The 19,008-nt window shown below is 49.4% G+C and carries 13 protein-coding genes; 3 read left to right on the top strand and 10 right to left on the bottom strand.

Annotation, left to right across the window (positions count from 1 at the left end; translation table 11 throughout):
- On the top strand, positions 1–242 hold a 242-nt coding region (locus A3848_RS32730), incomplete at its 5' end, for a hypothetical protein (RefSeq protein WP_208619429.1).
- Positions 243–360: 118 nt separating this feature from the next.
- On the opposite strand, the gene htpG is transcribed toward A3848_RS32730, so the two are convergent.
- Both htpG and A3848_RS27455 read right to left on the bottom strand, forming a co-directional pair.
- Positions 361–2,241, bottom strand: a complete 1,881-nt coding sequence (gene htpG, locus A3848_RS27460) for a molecular chaperone HtpG (RefSeq protein ID WP_074088224.1) — start codon at positions 2,239–2,241, stop codon at positions 361–363.
- A gap of 137 nt (positions 2,242–2,378) precedes the next feature.
- Positions 2,379–3,008, bottom strand: coding sequence for a DUF1796 family putative cysteine peptidase (locus A3848_RS27455; protein WP_074088223.1), 630 nt, complete (start codon positions 3,006–3,008; stop codon positions 2,379–2,381).
- Positions 3,009–3,169: 161 nt separating this feature from the next.
- Here A3848_RS27455 and A3848_RS27450 point away from each other — a divergent pair, with 161 nt between their 5' ends.
- A complete protein-coding gene (locus A3848_RS27450) occupies positions 3,170–4,048 on the top strand; it encodes a glycosyltransferase family 2 protein (RefSeq protein WP_074088222.1) in 879 nt (292 codons plus the stop codon).
- Between the two features lie 122 nt (positions 4,049–4,170).
- Here the strand turns inward: A3848_RS27450 and A3848_RS27445 are convergent, their stop codons facing one another.
- Positions 4,171–5,046: a LysR family transcriptional regulator gene (locus tag A3848_RS27445; protein ID WP_074088221.1), complete on the bottom strand. Its 876-nt coding sequence runs from the start codon at positions 5,044–5,046 to the stop codon at positions 4,171–4,173.
- A 119-nt stretch (positions 5,047–5,165) separates the two neighbouring features.
- Between A3848_RS27445 and dapA the strand changes: the two genes are divergently transcribed.
- The gene (dapA, locus tag A3848_RS27440; protein WP_074088220.1) at positions 5,166–6,041 is read left to right on the top strand and encodes a 4-hydroxy-tetrahydrodipicolinate synthase; all 876 of its coding nucleotides are present in this window, start codon (positions 5,166–5,168) and stop codon (positions 6,039–6,041) included.
- 132 nt (positions 6,042–6,173) lie between these two features.
- Here the strand turns inward: dapA and A3848_RS27435 are convergent, their stop codons facing one another.
- The 7 genes from A3848_RS27435 to rny form a co-directional block, all read right to left on the bottom strand.
- A complete protein-coding gene (locus A3848_RS27435) occupies positions 6,174–7,685 on the bottom strand; it encodes a DEAD/DEAH box helicase (protein WP_074088219.1) in 1,512 nt (503 codons plus the stop codon).
- A gap of 247 nt (positions 7,686–7,932) precedes the next feature.
- Positions 7,933–13,587, bottom strand: a complete 5,655-nt coding sequence (locus tag A3848_RS33355; RefSeq protein WP_074088218.1) for a rhamnogalacturonan lyase family protein — start codon at positions 13,585–13,587, stop codon at positions 7,933–7,935.
- 420 nt (positions 13,588–14,007) lie between these two features.
- Entirely contained in the window at positions 14,008–14,580 is a 573-nt protein-coding gene (gene pduL, locus A3848_RS27425) for a phosphate propanoyltransferase (RefSeq protein WP_074088217.1), read from the bottom strand.
- A 174-nt stretch (positions 14,581–14,754) separates the two neighbouring features.
- Positions 14,755–15,720, bottom strand: coding sequence for a dipeptidase (locus A3848_RS27420; protein ID WP_074088216.1), 966 nt, complete (start codon positions 15,718–15,720; stop codon positions 14,755–14,757).
- A 197-nt stretch (positions 15,721–15,917) separates the two neighbouring features.
- Positions 15,918–16,178, bottom strand: coding sequence for a stage V sporulation protein S (locus A3848_RS27415; protein WP_036656334.1), 261 nt, complete (start codon positions 16,176–16,178; stop codon positions 15,918–15,920).
- A gap of 200 nt (positions 16,179–16,378) precedes the next feature.
- On the bottom strand, positions 16,379–17,173 hold the full coding sequence (locus A3848_RS27410; protein WP_074088234.1) for a TIGR00282 family metallophosphoesterase: 795 nt from the start codon (positions 17,171–17,173) through the stop codon (positions 16,379–16,381).
- Positions 17,174–17,226: 53 nt separating this feature from the next.
- On the bottom strand, positions 17,227–18,768 hold the full coding sequence (gene rny, locus A3848_RS27405) for a ribonuclease Y (protein ID WP_074088215.1): 1,542 nt from the start codon (positions 18,766–18,768) through the stop codon (positions 17,227–17,229).
- Positions 18,769–19,008: the final 240 nt, after the last annotated feature.

The following is a 19,008-nucleotide window of genomic DNA, read 5'->3' as shown; positions in this document are numbered from 1 at the left end:
ACGTCGATGAGTCTTGCAGGTCATTTCCCTTTGTGTGTTTTCCTGTAAGATATACGATTTCGTATAGGTTTCCCCGTTTTTACGGCGGGTCACCCAGCATCGCCGCCACCTCTGGTTCACTGCATTCCGGGCTGGACTTTGCCTGCAGGCCCTTCGGATTCTTCCTTACGGAAGACACCCTGCCCTTCCGGCAACCTTCGGTTGCCGGAAGTCTGCTTCGGCTACGGCACTTTAAAGGGTAAAGTCACCGGGTGGATTTGAACCACCTAGATAGTGCGACTGTGAGGCGCACGCAAAAACCCGCTCCGGTCAGACCGGAAGCGGGTTAGATTTTATATAGCAGGGCGGAGCCGCTGCAGATTATACCATGATTTTGCAAATATCGTTGGTGAACTGCACGGGATCGTTCACTTGGAGGCCTTCGATCAACAGTGCCTGGTTGTATAGCAGATTCGTATACAGGCCAAGTTTCTCCTTGTCCCCTTCTGCAGCAGCTTTCAGCGATTTGAAGACATCATGATGAATGTTGATCTCCAGCACTTTATCCGCCTGTACTTCCTGGCCGTTCGGCATGGCTTTGAGGATCTTTTCCATCTCAATCGTGAGCTCGCCCTCTGTGGACAGGCAGACCGGATGGGATTTCAGCCGCTTGGACGCTTTGACTGCCTTCACTTTTCCGGACAGAATGCCCTGCATTGCTTCGAACAGTTCCTTGTTCTCATTCTCTTCTGCTTCGGATGGCTTGTCCTCTGCATTCTCTTCAATACCCAAATCGCCGCTGGATACGTTTTTGAATTCCTTTTCCTTATAGGACATGATCATCTTGATCGCAAATTCATCGATATCGTCAGTGAAGTAGAGAATTTCATAACCCTTGTCCGATACCATCTCAGTCTGAGGCAGCTTCTCGATCCGTTCCACCGATTCCCCGGAAGCATAGTAGATATACTTCTGGTCTTCCGGCATTCTTTCCACATATTCGGCCAGCGTAACCTGCTTCTTCTCCTTGGAAGAGTAGAACATCAGCAGGTCCTGGAGGGTTTCTTTTTCCATGCCATAGTCATTGTAGACCCCGAACTTCAGCTGTCTGCCAAACGAAGTGTAGAACTTCTCATATTGCTCTCTCTCATCCTTGAGCAGGCTCAGAAGCTGGCTCTTGATCTTGCTCTTGATGTTCTTGGCAATCAGCGTCAGCTGGCGGTCATGCTGCAGCATCTCACGGGAGATGTTCAGTGACAGATCCTCGGAATCCACCATCCCTTTGACGAAGCTGAAATAATCCGGCAGCAGGTCAGCACATTTGTTCATGATCAGCACGCCGTTGGAATAGAGCTCCAGGCCTTTTTCATATTCCTTGGTGTAATAATCGAACGGTGTGTTCTCCGGAATGAACAGGATCGCATTATAGACCACCGCGCCGTCGGCACTAATGTGAATATGCTTGAGCGGCTTGTCGAAGCCGTAGCGTTTCTCTGTGTAAAAGTTATTGTAATCCTCGTCGGTCAGCTCATTTTTGTTCTTGCGCCAGATGGGCACCATGCTGTTGACGGTTTGCTCTTCCTTCGTTTCCTCGAACTCCCCTTCGCTGCCTTCCTTCGGCTTGCTGCCGGTGATGTCCATCTTGATCGGGAAACGGATGAAGTCAGAATATTTCTTGATGATCGATTTCAGGCGGTATTCTTCCAAGAACTCGTCGTAGTTGTCTTCCTCTGTATTCGATTTGATCTTGAGTGTAATTTCAGTTCCTATGGTATCCTTCTCGGCGGGCTCAATCGTATATCCATCAGCTCCCTGGGACTCCCACTTGAAGGCCTGCTCGCTGCCCAGCGCCTTGCTGACTACAGTCACATCGTCTGCCACCATAAAAGCGGAATAGAAGCCAACCCCGAACTGCCCGATGATGTTGTGGCCGTCTTTTGCTTCATTATCCTTCTTAAAAGCAAACGACCCGCTGTTCGCGATAATCCCCAGGTTGTTCTCCAGCTCTTCCTGGGTCATCCCGATGCCTGTATCGGAGATCGTTAGTGTACGGCTTTCCTTGTCCGCAGTCACTTTAATGTAATAATCCTCTTTATTGAACACCAGACCTTCGTCGGCCAGTGCTTTGTAATAGATTTTGTCAATGGCATCGCTTGCATTCGAAATCAGTTCCCGCAGAAAAATCTCGCGCTGCGTATAGATGGAGTTAATCATCATTTCCAGCAATCTTTTGGATTCAGCTTTGAACTCTTTTTTAGCCATGAATAAGTAAATCTCCTTTCAAAAATAACCTCATATAGTGTCCGGAAGATTAGCACTCCATTGTGAGGAGTGCTAACACTTCCTTTTATATACCATATTCCCGTTTTTGATGTCAATATATTGCTGCAAATACTTAGCTAGCGGACCGAGAATCCGTCCAATATATTTTTCCAAAGTTCATCATTATCGTGAAACTCATCTGGCACCTTCGGGATTTGCAGGGCGCACACATTCTGGAATGGCCATGGAGTTTCAACCATATAGTCTACCGGAGCATGATTAATCACTAGCAAGTTGAATTCACCGGGGACCAACTGTTGTAGAACATCCAGCAGTTCCGCCGTTTCATGTATAGTTCCTTCAGTACGGATAAATAAAATTCGGTTAGCGTTCATAAGGGTATCCAGAAACCGTGGAACACGCCGGCTAACCTTCTCTCTAAGATCGGGGTAACTCACCAGTTGAACAGGTGTATTCTGATTCAGCGGAAAGTCATGATGAGAGAAGATATAGTATGCAGCATCCCGCACAATATAACACCCAGCCTTGTCATTGATACCTGTAATCGCCAAATTAGGTAATTCCATATAATTCAAAAACCGGTTCCGTAAAAGATGGCTTACCCCTGACAGTGCAGGTGACTCCACCCAGTCCAGAACGCCTCCGATCTTCCTCAGCATATGCCGTGATAATTGATCTGCAGGTAAGCAATTCGCCCCTAAACTAAAGATGACATCGTAAGTCCCTTTGATCTGATTATAGTTCATGCCCAATCCCCTCCTGCATCATTTACTATATTTAATTACACAGAGAGAAAAGGGTTTGGACTGTAGGGCCTATATTCAGGCGAAATTAGTCAGATATGCAGGTCATGCACCTCAAATCTCACATACAATAATTTTAGAAAAGAAGATGGGCGGTGTAGATATTGACCAAAATATCCGTTCTTATGCCAGTTTTTAATATGGCCCCCTATATTGAAGAATCTATTTGCAGTATTTTAACTCAAACGTATACAGATTTCGAATTACTAATTATGGATGACGGATCTACGGATGGAACCTTAGATATTATTAGAAAATTTGATGACCGTAGAATTAAATTGATTACACATTCAAGAAATGTTGGATTAATCGAGACGTTAAATCAAGGCATCGATTTATGTACAGGGGAGTACATTGCCCGTATGGATGGAGATGATATCGCATTGCCTCACCGCTTTGAACGCCAAGTGAATTACATGGACATCCATAAGGACTGCGGCGTTTGCGGCTCTCAGGTTTATTTGTTAGGTTTAGATGCTATTACCACGAAACCGTTACATCATGAGGAGATCAGATGCTGGCAGTTATTCCAATGTACGATTGTGCATCCAACGGTTATGATCCGCAAATCTGTACTAGAGGACCATGGGATCAAGTATTTGAATTATGTTCATGCTGAAGATTACGAAATATGGAACCGATTATCGGCAGTTACACAGGTGGTTAATCTTCCTGAAGTGTTGCTAATGTACAGACAACATTCCAATCAGATTTCCAATACTCACCAACAAGTGCAAGTCATACAATCAGAACGCATCCGCAGAGATCAATTACGTCTGCTCGACATTGAACCCACCGCTGAGGAGTACCAGACTCACTTGGATTTTTGCAATTTTAGAATACGGGTGCATGAACCTGCTCATTACTATACATGCTTGGCATGGGCTCACAAGATTTTGGAAGGCAACTTACGCAGGCAAAAATATGATCACGAAACCCTAAATTCAGTATTATCGCAGTGTTTCAGTCTATCCCGATATTAAACCAGCGAAGACAAAAAAGGTTGGAAAGACTCCTGAGTCTTATCCAACCTTTTTTTGATATATACCCTAGCCAGACTATCTTCACTTACCTACCCACAATCTCACAACGCTACAGCCTTCGCCTAAGCATCCGCTAGCAGCATCTGTATCAGGGATTGCAGCGGCAGCGATTTCCACTTCTTCGGATGGATAAGCAGCTGCAGATCGAAGTGGATTTCGGGATGCACAAACGGCAGCTCGGCCAGCGTTCCGCGTTCAATCTCTTCTTCAGCTACGATTCTCGGAAGCAGGGCAATACCGAGCCCATTGCGTACGCAGCGCTTAATGGCCTCCAGATTGGACAGCTCAAAGCCGATACGGAAGTTTATTCCATGCTCGCGCAGCAGATTCTCGAACAGACTGCGGTAGATACAGCTCTCCTCTGAGACGATCAGCTCGCATTTATTCAAATCCTGCAGTGTCACTTGGTCCAGTCTTGCCAGCGCGTGCCCCTTTGGTGCCACCAGCACCAGCGGCTCATCCCTGATGATCATACGCTCAAGCTGCGTATCTGCTGTGCTGCGGTCCAGCATCAAGCCGATATCCACCTCGCCATCTCTAATTTTGGCCACCAGATTGGCTTCCTGTTCGGTTTGCAGATGAATATTTAACCCCGGAAACGTTGTCCGAAGCTGCTGTAGAAAAGGTGGCAGGTAAAAGGCGGCCAACGAATCTATCGTCCCAATCGTCAAGGTTCCTCCAATCTGCTGGGCAATCGTTTCTTTGGAGCGGTCATATAAATCCAGAATCTCCACGAACAGCTTGAGCAGCTCTTCTCCAGGTGGGGTCAGGCGTAGTACCCGCCCATGCCGCTCCATCAGCGGAACCCCGTATTCCTTCTCAATCTTCTGGATCTGCATGGTCACACTGGACTGTGCGTAACCCAGCTCTTCAGCCGCCCGGGTAAAGCTTTGCCGCTTTGCGACCTCACGAAAGGTCCGCATATATGTTAAATCCATAAGTTCACCCCAACATCAATATTATTGATAACCCACATCATTTATTATAGCTAACGCCGATGGAATATTCCATGCTACAGTAAGATAAAAGGATTTCAACATTTTGGAGGCCGATATTCATGTTAACAGAAGAACAGATTTATGGAATCTATGTTCCCGTGGTAACCCCGTTCAATACAGCTGGAGAGATCGATCTGGAATCGTATCAGCGCTATGTGAACAACATCATCAAGAACAGTATTCATGGTCTGGTCGTCAATGGAACCACTGGAGAATCGCCGACAGTCAACATACAGGAGCTACAGACCCTCGTGAACACTTCAAGAGAGCTATTGAAATCGAGCTCGATTCCACTGGTTATTGGCACAGGGACCAATGACACCGCATCCACGGTAGCCCGCACCGAAATGGCCGCAAACTCCGGCGCTGATGCTGTACTGGTTGTAGTACCCTATTACAGCCGCCCTTCCCAGCAAGGCGTTATTGAGCATTTCCGCAAAGCTGCCGAGGTAGGTATACCTGTCATGGCTTATGATATTCCGGGCCGCGCTGGAGTCGGTATGACCATCGATACGGCACGAACAATCCTGGAAATGAATAATGTTGTCGGTTTAAAAGATTGCTCTGGTTCGCCGCTGCTCGTCTCTGAGCTGTCCCGCCTGGGCTCGAAGCCGGTGCTGTGCGGTGATGACCTCCATTTCTTCGAGATGCTGGGCTGTGGAGCCGCCGGTGGTATGCTGGCCTCGGCCAATGTCCATACTGCGAAGTACCTGGGGATCTACGAGCAGTTCCGAAATGGAAAGATTGAAGAGGCCAGAGCAGAATTTGACCGGCTCATCCCGCTGATGAAGCTTCTCTTCAAGGAATCCAATCCCGCTCCGATCAAATGGCTGCTTAATGCCTATGGAGAAATCTCCTCGGATACGCTCCGTCTGCCAATGACCCCAATCAGCTCCGAGCTGCGTGAGGAATTGGGAGCTTATCTGGCCGGGTAGCACTTGTTCGATAACTGATATAATATGCTGTACAAAAGAACCGCCAAGGACAGTCTCTGACTGCACCCTGGCGGTTCTTGTTGGTATATGCGCCTCCGTTAGGAGACGCTGATTTATTCCCAAGGCCGCAGATTATTGCGATCTGCCTGCTTTGGCAGCAGGTCTGCTGCTTGGACGGTTGCTGTGGTTGTTGCTTGATCTGCCAGCCTGACCGGTTGCAGGTCTGCTACTCTGACCGGAGCTGTTCCGCTCGCCCGGTCTGCCGTTATAACCGGCTCCGCTGGCGGCAGCACTTCCAGGCCTTGCTCCTGCTGCTGATTTGCGGCCCGCATCCCCGCTTGGTTTGCTGCCCGCACTGCTCTTACTTCCACCGGAACTGTTACCCGGACGGTTACCTTGCGTGAACCACTCCGACTTCGGCTTGCGCGCCGGATTGGTCTTCGGCTTGGCCGCCGGTTTCGCCGGGGCTTTGGCCGGGCGTTCATTCAGCAGAGCCTGAGCACTTTTGGACATTGGGTACGCATGGTCCTTCACTTCCGGAATCGTCTTGCCGATCAGCTTCTGGATATCCTTAAGGTACGGGATTTCTTCGGCTTCGCATAGAGAAATGGCAATTCCGCTCATACCGGCACGGCCGGTGCGGCCGATACGGTGAACATAGGTTTCCGGAATGTTCGGCAGATTGAAGTTGATGACATGCGACAGCTCATCAATGTCAATCCCGCGGGCGGCAATGTCCGTAGCAACAAGCACGCGTGTAGCCCCGCTCTTGAAGTTGCGCAGCGCATTCTGGCGGTCATTCTGGGACTTGTTACCATGAATCGCTTGGGCGGTAATGTTAATTCGGGTCAAATCGCGGGTCACCCGGTCAGCTCCGCGTTTTGTGCGGGTGAAGACCAGTGCAGACACAATCGATTTGTCCTGCAGCAGACGGTTCAACTGATTCTGCTTATTGCCGTTCTCCAGCAGATAGATCGACTGCTCAATTCTATCCACAGTGGAGGAAACCGGGGTAATTTCGATTTTCACCGGGTTCACCAGCAGTGTTTTGATCAAATTCGAAATTTCTGTCGGCATCGTAGCCGAGAAGAACAGGGTTTGTTTTTTGGCTGGCATTTTGGCAATAATCCGCTTCACATCATGAATGAAGCCCATGTCGAGCATGCGGTCTGCTTCGTCCAGTACAAGAATCTGCACATATTGCAGATCGACATGCTTCTGGTTGATTAGATCGATCAGCCGTCCTGGTGTAGCAATCAGAATATCTGCACCCTGGCTTAATGCGCGCTCCTGCGCTTTTTGCGATACACCGCCGACAATAGCTGTTGAACGGATGCTGGTGAATTTGCTGTAGGCCTGAATATTTTCCGAGATTTGCAAAGCAAGCTCTCTGGTAGGTGTGAGAATCAGCGAACGAATCCGGCGTTTGCCGCCAGTTACAGAAGGCTGCTGGCTTAACAACTGGATAATTGGCAATGAGAACGCGGCTGTTTTGCCTGTTCCGGTCTGCGCACAGCCAAGGACGTCTCTGCCAGCCAATGCCGCAGGGATGGACTCCTCTTGAATTGGGGTGGGGGATGTATAATTTTCCTGGCTCAAAGCCTTGAGGATCGCGGGGATCAAATTCAAATCATTAAAAGTCATGTTGTCTCCTTAATTATCAATACATATATTTTCAGTTCATGAACGAACAGTATTCAGCTTATTCCTGCGTCTCCACATAGCGCAGTTGTAAGTCATAACACATAATGATACCACATATCCGCATATAAAATAACCCCGCCCATTGAGGTTATGGAATTGGAGCTGATTTAGAGGAACTCTTGTTTCATGTTTGTTACAAAAAAAGAACCTCCGCATCCTATCGATGCTGGAGGTCCATATGATCCTTCTATTGGACCGTAACCTTCATAATTACACTTTCTCTTGTGCCGGAACTGTTAACCAGCTCCGCACGATATTCATACACGCCTGCTGTGCGGTTCAATACAGATGTCACGGCTGACTGGGCATTTGGTGTATTTGCGCTTAGAGGCTGCGTATCGACCAAGACACCATTTTCATAAAGACGGTAAATTGTCGCATTCATTCCCCACCATAGATTCATAGTCACATTATAATTCCCGTCACCATCCCAATTATCATTTGATAACACCGGAACGCCGGGAGCCGCGTCTTTCACCGTTACCACAAGCGGACTGGAAACCGTTGTTCCCCAAGAATTGATAAGCTCTGCAGTGTAGGTATAAGTCCCGTTTGCTTTTCCAGTCAGATTGGTCACCGCATTTTGCGCCTCTGGGGAGTGATCGGCAAAAGCCTTGACATCAATCAGCTTGCCGTTCTCGTACAGCTTATAGCTGGTTCCGTTGTTGCCCCACCATAGATTCATTGTGATCTGGTAGTCGCCATCCTGCAGTCCGGTGTCATAACCGCTATTGCTGGACAGCACCAGCTTCCCGGGTACACCCGTCGCCTTCTGCGGACCGCCTACGATCTGGATAGCCGGTGCCGGTGGCGCCTCCATTCCCGTCCCCAGATAGAAGCCCGGATGCGGCGGCTGATTATAGCCTACGTTCTGCCAGGCCACCGCCAGGCGGTAGACCGGATCTTGCATCAGCGTACGGATCCGGTAATCGGTCAGCATTGTGGTGGTGTATATCCGTAGCTCCGTGCTATCGGCGGAACGCCACATGATTTCCTCGCGCCAGTCGCCGTACAGGTCTGCTTGCAGGCTGGGATTGGCTTTTGTCCCGTTGTTCGAGGCCGCTCCCACGGCTTTTAACAGATTACCTGTCGTCTGATTCGCATAGTCCCATTTATCCACCCGGTTGTCATCCATCAGCTCCCGCAAAAGATCGCCATCCCACCATACCCCGAAGTTCGTTGAAGAAGGCAGCGTATTGCTTATCAGTTCCCCCTTGGCGCTGTATATTCCGGTGACCGGAATTTGCTGCCCGTTAGTAATGGTTGCCGCCCAGACCTCTTCTCCCAAATGATTCGGATCAATGTCTGCTGACATCCCCCGGCCTGTATCAATACCTGTATACACACCCCACAGCGCTTCGCCGGTTGCCGCGTCACGCATTTCTATGCCATATTTGGAATCTACATGCTCATGTACATCAAAAACCTCCAGTCCCGGTCTTGCCGGGTCCAGATCCCCGAAGTGAATGGCATCGCCATGACCGAGCTTTGTGTTATACAGCGGCTGGCCGTCATCATCAATCGCCATGGCCCCGAACGTAATTTCATCCTTGCCGTCCCGGTCCACATCACCTATGGATAAGTTGTGGTTGCCCTGGCCCGTGTATTCCCCATTCCCTTCGTCACTAGAATCAAACCGCCATACCTTGCTCAGTATACCATCCTTGTAGTTATAGGCAGCCAGCACCGTCCGCGTATAATAACCACGGCTAAAAATCACACTGGGGTGCTCACCGTCCAGATAGGCCACCGCCGCCAGAAACCGGTCCACACGGTTGCCGTATGCGTCGCCCCATCCGCTCACATCGCCGCGTGGCGGGTCATACTCCACCGTATCTACTGCCCGGCCCGTCATCCCATCGAATACGGTCAGATATTCATTCCCGAGCAGCACGTAACCGCTGCTGTTACGGTAATCCGCCGCGGCATCACCAATCACTGCACCTTGGCCATCAATCGTGCCGTCTGCGGTTTTGAGCATCACCTCTGCACGGCCGTCACTGTCCAGATCATAGACCATGAACGGGGAATAATGGGCCCCAGCACGGATATTCCGTCCAAGGTTAATCCGCCAGAGACGGGTTCCGTCCATTTTGTAGGCATCCATATAGACAATGCCTGTGTAGCCTGCCTGAGAGTTGTCCTTGCTGTTCGAAGGTGACCATAGCATGACAATCTCATATTTCCCGTCACCATCCAGATCCCCTACACTCGCGTCTCCGGCATTGTAGGTGTAAGGCTGGCCGTCCTTCGTATAATCATCTGCAGGCTTCTGGAGCGGCACAGACAGATACTGCTGCTGCCATTCACCGAATACTTCCGAAGCAGATTGCTCTGCACCATTTAATACGGCTTTTAATATATATTTGGAGTCCACTGTTCCCTTGGCATCAAGCAGATTCGTACTGCCTGTCAGCGGTTTTACATTTACTTTTTTTCCATCACGGTACACATTGAAAGCTATCGAATCGGGATCAAGCCCCAGCATCCGCCAGCTGAGATACATTCCTTCATTCGTCTTGACCGCAACCGCCGCACGGTCCAGGTTTTCCATATTGCGGAAGAGTGTGGTTACAATCGGGGTCTCCAGCATAGCGGACAGCCCGGAAATTCCACCCGCATTGACGGAGGCCACTTTATAATAATAGGGAATCGTACTTAGAATGGTACGGTCCGTATAAGACGCCATCTTCGTCTTGCCAATCAGGACATATTCGCCGCCAGCGGATTTTGACCGGTACACATTGAACATTTTGGCATCCCCAGCTTGGTTCCAACGGAAGCTAACATCATTTTTGTGTACGGCCTGCAGCTCCAGACCGCTTGGAACAGCAGCTTTGGCTACGGATGGGTCAATCATTGATACCAGCAGAAGGTTGGAAGCCACCGACTCCAGTCCGGTGCTGTCCAGCGCAGTAACGGAGTACTGGTAATCCATCCCAATATCGGCTGTAGAGTCTGTAAAAGTCAGACTAGCTGTTTCCCCCAGAAGCTCTGCACTCTCAGCTACTGTGGCCTTTCGGTACACCCTATATTTAGCGGCCCCGTCGATACCTGCCCAGGAAAGGGTTGTTGTTACCGGATCATGGTGAAGATCCAGCTGATCCAGCTTGAGATTCGCCGGCGCCAGCATTAGTGGTGTAATCTCTACTCCGTTAAGATGAGCGGTCGTACCACTGAACACCAGATTCATCTGGCCGTCTTTGATGGAAATCTGGCTGTACTCCTTCTCGGCTATACTCCCTTTACCGGAAGAAATGGTTCCATAATCTTTCCCTTCGATCGATACGTTTGTTTTGGTAGATCCGGTCCAGTCACCGGTATATGTCTTGACGGAGTAATAACCATTCGGCATATCTACCTTGAATTCATAGGACCCGCCAAAAAAAATGACGAAATCCCGGCGCAGCGCATCCGTCCCGTCCCCACGGTCACGGTCGCTCATCCCGGCGCTTGAAGTCAGGCCATAACCCAGCTCCGGCGTATAAAGTACGCTTCGGTTCACTTCAGTGTAACCTGCAGCGACTGGTGAACCGGCAGGTCCAAAATCATAACGGTACCGGGACTGCTTCGTAGTAAGTGTCAGCGGATCGGAGGGTTCCGATTCCCCCCGTCCGTTGACTGCTGTCACTCTCACTGTATAGCTCTGGCCTTCAGCCATCCCGCCTACTGAAATCGATGAAACTGTGGCAGAGCCAATCATGGTATAAGCAGATGGATCGGCTGAAGCCAGTTTGCGGTAGATTTTGTAGATATCTGCCCCTTCTACTGCATTCCATTTCAATACGGCACCTGCATTACTGACACTGCCGGCCGCCAGGCCTGTGGGCTTCACCGGAACTGCAGCAGGGGGTTCACTCTCCCGGACCTCTCCAGATAACGGGATGTCCAGAGCCGCGATGCCTCCGGCAATCAGGCGGGCCATTTGAATGGCCCCATATTCCTGGAAATGGGTATTGTCACTCGATCCAGCCGGAAAAGCCGCATAAACACCCGGGTCCGTATATAGGAATACAGCCCGCGTAGCTTCAAATCCGATTGAGTTGTAATAAGCCACACTGCGCGAGCTTAGATCTACCAGCTCTACGTTAAGCTCAGTGGCGACCTCTTTCATCGCCTGCACGTATTCCAGGAAGCTGACATTAAATTGGCCCTTCTCAGCGTTATAATCCCTGCGGCCCATTGGCGTCAGCAGAATCGGCGTAGCTCCACGCTGCCTGGTGCCTTGAACGTAGGTTTTCAGATAATTTTTGTAATCAGCTGGTGAAGCATAACGATCAGGCACGCTGATCGTAGAATCGTTATGTCCAAACTGTACAAGAAAATAGTCACCCGGCTTAATCTCCCGGAGGATCTCATCCAACCTGCCTTCCAAAATGAAGGACTTCGAGCTGCGCCCCCCAATGGCATGATTATTGAACTCAACCGCTGTGGTAAAAAATTTGCCAAGCATCTGACCCCAGCCCGCCTGTGGCTTCCAGTACGGATCATAGGTCTGTACTGTAGAATCCCCGGCAATGTATACCGTAGGCTTCTCACCGGCTGTGCGTTCAGGCTGTTTTTTGATCACAAGCGCATTGAGTACGGGTCTCGTGCCGGTAAATACGAAATTCATCTGACCGTCGACCAGCGCAATATCGAAGCTCATTTCCAAATACTCTCCCGCATTCTTACTGGTAAGCTGTACCTTCTGCATGCTTTCTACACGGATAGCCACATTCGTACCGCCGCTGCTGTCACCCGCGATTAGAGATACCGTATAATTACCATTCGGCACATCGATATTGAACCCCGCGTCCTTAACGACTACAAAATCCGTTCTTAAAGCATCCGCCGTGCCTCTGTCAGCTCCGCTTACTTTGGACGTATCCGTGAATCCATATTTACTGTCCTCGGAGTAGGCAGTCCCGGCCTCGACCTTCAAATAACCGTCTGCTGCGGCACCCGGCCCGAAATCAAGGGCATATTCGTTTCCCTCCGGCAGCGGGGCAGGCGGTGTGTCATTCGTGCTCTCCACAATGACCGGACCACTAAGTTGCGACTCCACGCCTTTATCATTAATAGCGGTTACAAAATAGGAGTAGTGACCACCTTCAACAACTTCTTTGTCCGTATAACTTGTATCCGCCGTCGATCCCAGCTGCTGAACCGCACTGCCTGTCTCGCCGCTTCGATAGACCTCGTAATAGACCGCATTCGTAACGGTGTTCCAGTGAAGCGAGACGCTTGATCCGTCCACAGCAGTAACCGTAAGTCCTTCCGGTGCCGAAGGGGGCTGAGCACTCGCCTTTTGAATAACAAGACCGTTTAAATACCCGCCAGCCCCCGTTCCTGACACCCCTAAGGTCAATTGCCCATCGAGCACTGTGGTATGGTAGGCCGACTGATTCACCTTCTGCTTACTGGTAATCGTTCCGGCCGCGGCTCCTTCCAGGGTAAACGTGGTTTGGGTAGTGCTGGTACCCGTAAGCATATCCCCGGAATAGACAGTGACATCATACTCTCCGTTCGGCACATCTACCAGAAAAGAATAGGACGTACCCAGCACAAAATCATTGCTTAGCCCGTCCCCCCCCGAACGGTTTCTGGAGGCCACAGCCTGGTCTAGACCATATCCCAGCTCTCTGGTGTACAGCAAAGCTTCATGAACAGCAGTGTATCCTTCCATTACCGGACTTGATGCCGTACCAAAATCATACCGTAGCTCCAGCTGCGAGGCCTGCACCGATGCACTATCCCCCTGCTCAGCCCCATACACAAGCGCCGGAAACAAAGTGGAACACATCATCACCCATGATAAAAGAAGCATTACCGTATGGTTGCTCTTACGATTTCTACTCATCTTCTGTGATTCACCCGCTTTCAATTTTTAAAAGCCTTTGGATCACTCTCTCGCAATGTAACCGCTTTCCAAAAACAAACCAGATGCTTCTTCTTTTGCTACTCCAGCTACGAAATTCCTACTGCTTACACTCCCCGCTGCACCCGCTCCCTTCGAGATCCAGTTCAATTGAGCTCTGTGAAATGTTTTACCAGAAAGTTACAGCTTCAAATCGATACTACCATTTGCCGGTACCACTGAACATTTAAAAATCCGATCTTTTCATACACTAAACCGATCTGTTTGCGGCCGCTCAGGACGTTTGGCTCAGCGTTGAACACAGACTTAGGCCATTGGATTCACCCATTTTCTAGTGGTGTTGCAGCACAAAAAAAGCGGAGGATTTCTCCCCCGCTCCTTCACTCTTATGAAAGTTTAAGACTAATCTACAATTTCAGCAGTATCGCCATTATTGGCACCTGCAGCATTAGCTTCGTCGGTGTCGATATGCATGTCAAGCTTGAAGTTATCGGATACGCGTGCAAGCACGTTCTCAAGTACCAGACCACGTTCGCCGCCAAGGCGTACCTTCAGCAATTGCTTGTCGGCAATGCCCCAAGCTTCAGCTTCAGAAGTATGGAAGTGGATGTGGCGTGCTGCCACGATGACGCCTGTTTCCAGCTCAACTTCGCCGGCAGGTCCTTTGATCGTAATTCCTGGGGTGCCTTCAATGTGGCCGGATTCGCGGACAGGGGCTTTCACGCCAAGGCTGAATGCATCTGTGCGGGAAACTTCCAGCTGTGATGCTGGACGGACAGGGCCAAGAATTCTGACTTTGTCAAATTTTCCTTTGGTTCCAATCACTGCTACTTGCTCGTTTGCTGCAAATTGTCCGGTTTGGGAAAGCGATTTGAACTCAGTCAATTGATAGCCTGGGCCAAATAACGCTTCTACATGCTCCTGCGTAAGGTGAATATGTCGGGCCGACACACCTACGGGTACAGTCTTGCTCATTGTAATGTCACTCCTTGTATTTTCTCTAGTATCTGTACAAGCCATTGAACATTATACATCTATTTCTTTGAAAATAAAAAGATCCTATTCACAAAGAGAGATCATTTTTCGGCATTTTGCGATATTGGAACAGGATTGTCAAAAAATCGCCACTTACCGGCTGAATCTTGCAGTTCAAGGGTGGCTTGATTTCGACGGCAGATTTGTTGCAAGAAATGTCAGTGCATTCCCGTGGAGCCACCCCCGTACGTCTTCCTCAGGATAATGTGCCAGCAGCAATTCGGCGAATTCTGCATATTTCCCCGGATGCTCAAGGCCTTCTACCCAGGCATCAATGCCGTCAAAATCCGACCCGAACATAATCTGCCTGGAACCGCCAAGAGAGCAGACATGCTCGATATGACGCAGCACATCCTCCGCCTTCGCTCCCCCTCCATCCCGGACAAACCAAGGAACAAAAGTCAGCCCGATCCGCCCGTCCATAGCCACCAGCGCCCGAATCTGCTCGTCACTCAAATTGCGCGGATGTCCACATATTGCAGCAGCGTTGGAATGCGAAGCAATAAAGGGGCGTGTATTCCGCTCCGCAAGCTCCCAGAAACCAGCTGGCGCGAGATGCGATACATCCAGCAGCATGCCGCTCCTGTTGCACCATTCAATCAGCCTGCGCCCTTGTTCCGTAAAACCGCCATTCCGTGGCTCCAGTACGCCGTCCGCCGCCCAATTTGCATAATTCCAGGTTAGGCCCATAAAACGCACACCCAGCTCAAAGCATAACTGGGCATAGAACAGGTTGCCCTCCAGACCGTCCACGCCTTCCAGTGAGAGCATTCCCCATCCTGTGGGTCCATCAGCCATCTCCGTTGTCTCCTCCTTCCAGCGAAGCCACTGCAGGCCGCCTGGAGTGGCCACTTGTGCTCGGAACGATTCAATTTGTCCCAGAATTCGTTCAAAGCTCACTTTTTCCCGCTGCGCAGATAAAAAGATTGCAAAAATCTGCAGTTCGACACCACCCGCCAGCAAACGTTCCAGAGTTACATCCAGCCGGCTGTCCTTCGTAAAGTCGATATCCGGAGATGCCTGCAGCTTGCTTAGCACATCACAGTGAAAATCCGCCACTTTCAATTTCCCGCTTCCCATCCCTGCATCAAACCTCGCTTTCGCTTTGGCTATAGGTCTATTACAAAGCACTATTACAAAGCATATGCTGCAACAATCCATCCTCCGACTTGGAATCCTAAATTAATTATATACAGCAAAAAACCTGCTTACCGAAGTAAACAGGTTCATTCCAAAAGTTCATGAGGATGGTTAATCCCATCCCTTAAGACTATTTATTATCTGGGTTCTACAATCAGTTTAATCGCGGTCCGATCCTCTCCATCAATCACTATGTCTGTAAAAGCTGGGATGCAGATTAAATCTACACCGCTAGGTGCAACAAATCCCCGGGCAATGGCAACTGCTTTGACGGCTTGGTTCAGTGCTCCGGCTCCAATGGCTTGCAGCTCGGCCGTTCCTCGTTCACGAAGAACACCCGCTAACGCGCCGGCGACGGAATTTGGATTGGATTTAGCTGATACTTTTAATACATCCATAGTAAGTACCTCCCCTGGGAAAATGATGGTGTTCTTCCACTACTGTAGATGTTATTCGCGCTAGAAGAATTAATTCCTTCTTTTTGCGGACCATTCCGGAGAAATTAGGACAAAAGATACTCTTTTTCGATATAATAAATATCACACTTTACCCAAAACCAACGATTTTTCCCGAAAACCCTATTTAATTGTAATTCAGCTTAACTCATTACCCATTCGCCTTCGCGCAGCCGGATCTTCTCCACACGAGTGGCTTTACCCGTAGCTTCGTCAAGGTCGGCGAACAATCCATGCAGCATCCATTTGCCTTCATCCACCACAAACCTTGCCGGAAGCTGAGTAGTAAATTTATACAGCACCGCATCCTTTTCCATACCCAAAATTCCTTCTCTTGAACCAACCATCCCGGCATCTGTCAAGTATGCAGTTCCTCCCGGCAGGATGACCTCGTCATTACTCTGGACATGGGTGTGCGTTCCAACCACAATGGAAGCCAGTCCATCCATGAAATAACCCATCGCTATTTTCTCAGATGTTGCTTCAGCATGAAAATCAACAAGGATGCATTTGTGCTTCTGCCGAAGCTCTTCCACAATCTCTTCACCAATACGGAACGGATCATCAATGGCCGGCAAAAATGTACGTCCCTGCAGATTGACAATCGCGAGCTGTTTGCCGTTTGCTTTGATCACCGTGTACCCGCGGCCTGGCGTTCCCGGAGGAAAATTAGCCGGACGGATGAGGCGCGGCTCGTCATCAATAAATTCAAAAATATCTTTGTTGTCCCAAGTGTGATTCCCCATTGTAATGCCATGTACTCCCCAATTGAAGAATTCATTGGCAATGGCAGAGGTAATTCCCCGGCCGGCAGCAGCATTCTCGCCGTTGACGATAATAATATGCGGCTGATATTTATCCTTCAGGGAAGGCAGCATTTCGCGAAGCGCTTTTCTGCCTGTATTCCCGCAAATGTCACCAATAAAAAGTACTTTAATGATATTCTCCTCCTGAAAGAAAAAAGGCCCCACAGAGGGGCCGATTTCCTTGGTTATTTTGCGTATTCTACAGCCCGTGTCTCGCGGATTACTGTAACCTTGATATGACCCGGATAATCCAGCTCACTCTCGATCATCTTCGTAATATCACGTGCCAGACGGAAAGCTTCTGCATCGTCAATCTTCTCAGGCTGCACCATCACACGTACCTCGCGGCCCGCTTGAATGGCGTAGGATTTCTCCACACCCTCGAAGGATTCGGAGATCTCCTCCAGCTTTTCCAGACGTTTGATATACGTTTCCAGGGTTTCGCGGCGTGCGCCAGGGCGTGCGGCCGACAAAGCATCAGCTGCTCCAACCAGCATGGCAATAACCGAAGTAGCTTCGCAGTCGCCGTGATGGGATGCGATACTGTTGATAACCACTGGATGTTCCTTGTATTTCTTCGCCAGCTCGACGCCAATTTCCACGTGCGAACCTTCCACTTCGTGATCCAGCGCTTTGCCGATATCATGCAGCAGTCCGGCGCGTTTTGCAAGCACGATGTCTTCCCCAAGCTCACCGGCCATCAGTCCAGTCAAATAAGCAACCTCCATGGAGTGCTTGAGTACATTTTGACCATAGCTCGTACGGAATTTCAGACGGCCCAGGATTTTGATCAGATCTGGATGCAACCCGTGAACGCCAACCTCGAAGGTAGCTTGTTCACCGTATTCACGAATCCGCTCATCCACTTCCTTACGGGACTTCTCTACCATTTCCTCGATCCGAGCCGGATGGATACGACCATCAGCTACAAGCTTCTCAAGTGCCGTACGGGCCACTTCGCGGCGAATCGGATCAAAGCCTGACAGAATAACCGCTTCCGGAGTATCATCAATGATGAGATCAATACCAGTGAGGGTTTCCAGTGCACGAATATTACGGCCTTCGCGGCCGATAATCCGGCCCTTCATCTCTTCATTAGGCAGTGTTACGACCGACACGGTTGTTTCCGCCACATGATCAGCTGCACAGCGTTGGATCGCCAAGGTAATAATTTCACGGGCTTTTTTGTCCGCTTCTTCTTTGGCCTGCTGCTCAATTTCCTTGATCATCTGAGCGGTTTCATGGCGAACTTCCTGCTCAACATTGCTGAGAATGATACTTCTGGCATCATCGATGCTCAGATTAGAGATACGTTCCAATTCAGTAACTTGATTCTTGTAAATAACGTCAATTTGCTGTTGTGTTTCGTCAATTCGTTTCTCTTTGTTAGCTACTTGTTCTTCTTTTCGTTCGAGCGATTCCATTTTTTTATCCAGCGATTCTTCCTTTTGCAGCAAACGTCTCTCTTGCCGTTGGATTTCATTCCGACGTTCACGAGTTTCTTTTTCAGCTTCGGTACGGATTCTATGGACCTCGTCCTTAGCTTCAAGTACCGTTTCCTTCTTCAGTGCTTCTGCCTCTTTCTTCGCGTTCTCTACGATGACTACGGCTTCTTTCTCAGCACTGGAAATCTTAGCTTCTGCAAGGGATTTACGAATAAAATAACCGAATCCAAAGAATAATGCAGCTACAACGAGAACGATTATGACCCAGATTGCAGTTTGCATTCTGTTCACCTCCTCGTTGGTTCCTCCAAGAACTAGGCTTGGGAATTTGTGCAGTTGTTAAACTAATCCGTTCATCACCATACAAAAAACCGGTAATACACCGATTGCCATACTGCACATGCTGCACATGCACACTGCCCGCCTTATCCGGCGATTACATTTCATATGAGTTGTACGCGAACCGCTTCATAAGAGTCTGCTTTTTGGGAAGGAAAAAGGATATCTTATTTATGCCGATTC

The organism is Paenibacillus sp. P32E, from assembly GCF_001909085.1.
GTDB lineage: Bacteria > Bacillota > Bacilli > Paenibacillales > Paenibacillaceae > Paenibacillus_AQ > Paenibacillus_AQ helianthi.
This window is presented reverse-complemented; position numbering and strand designations above follow the sequence as displayed.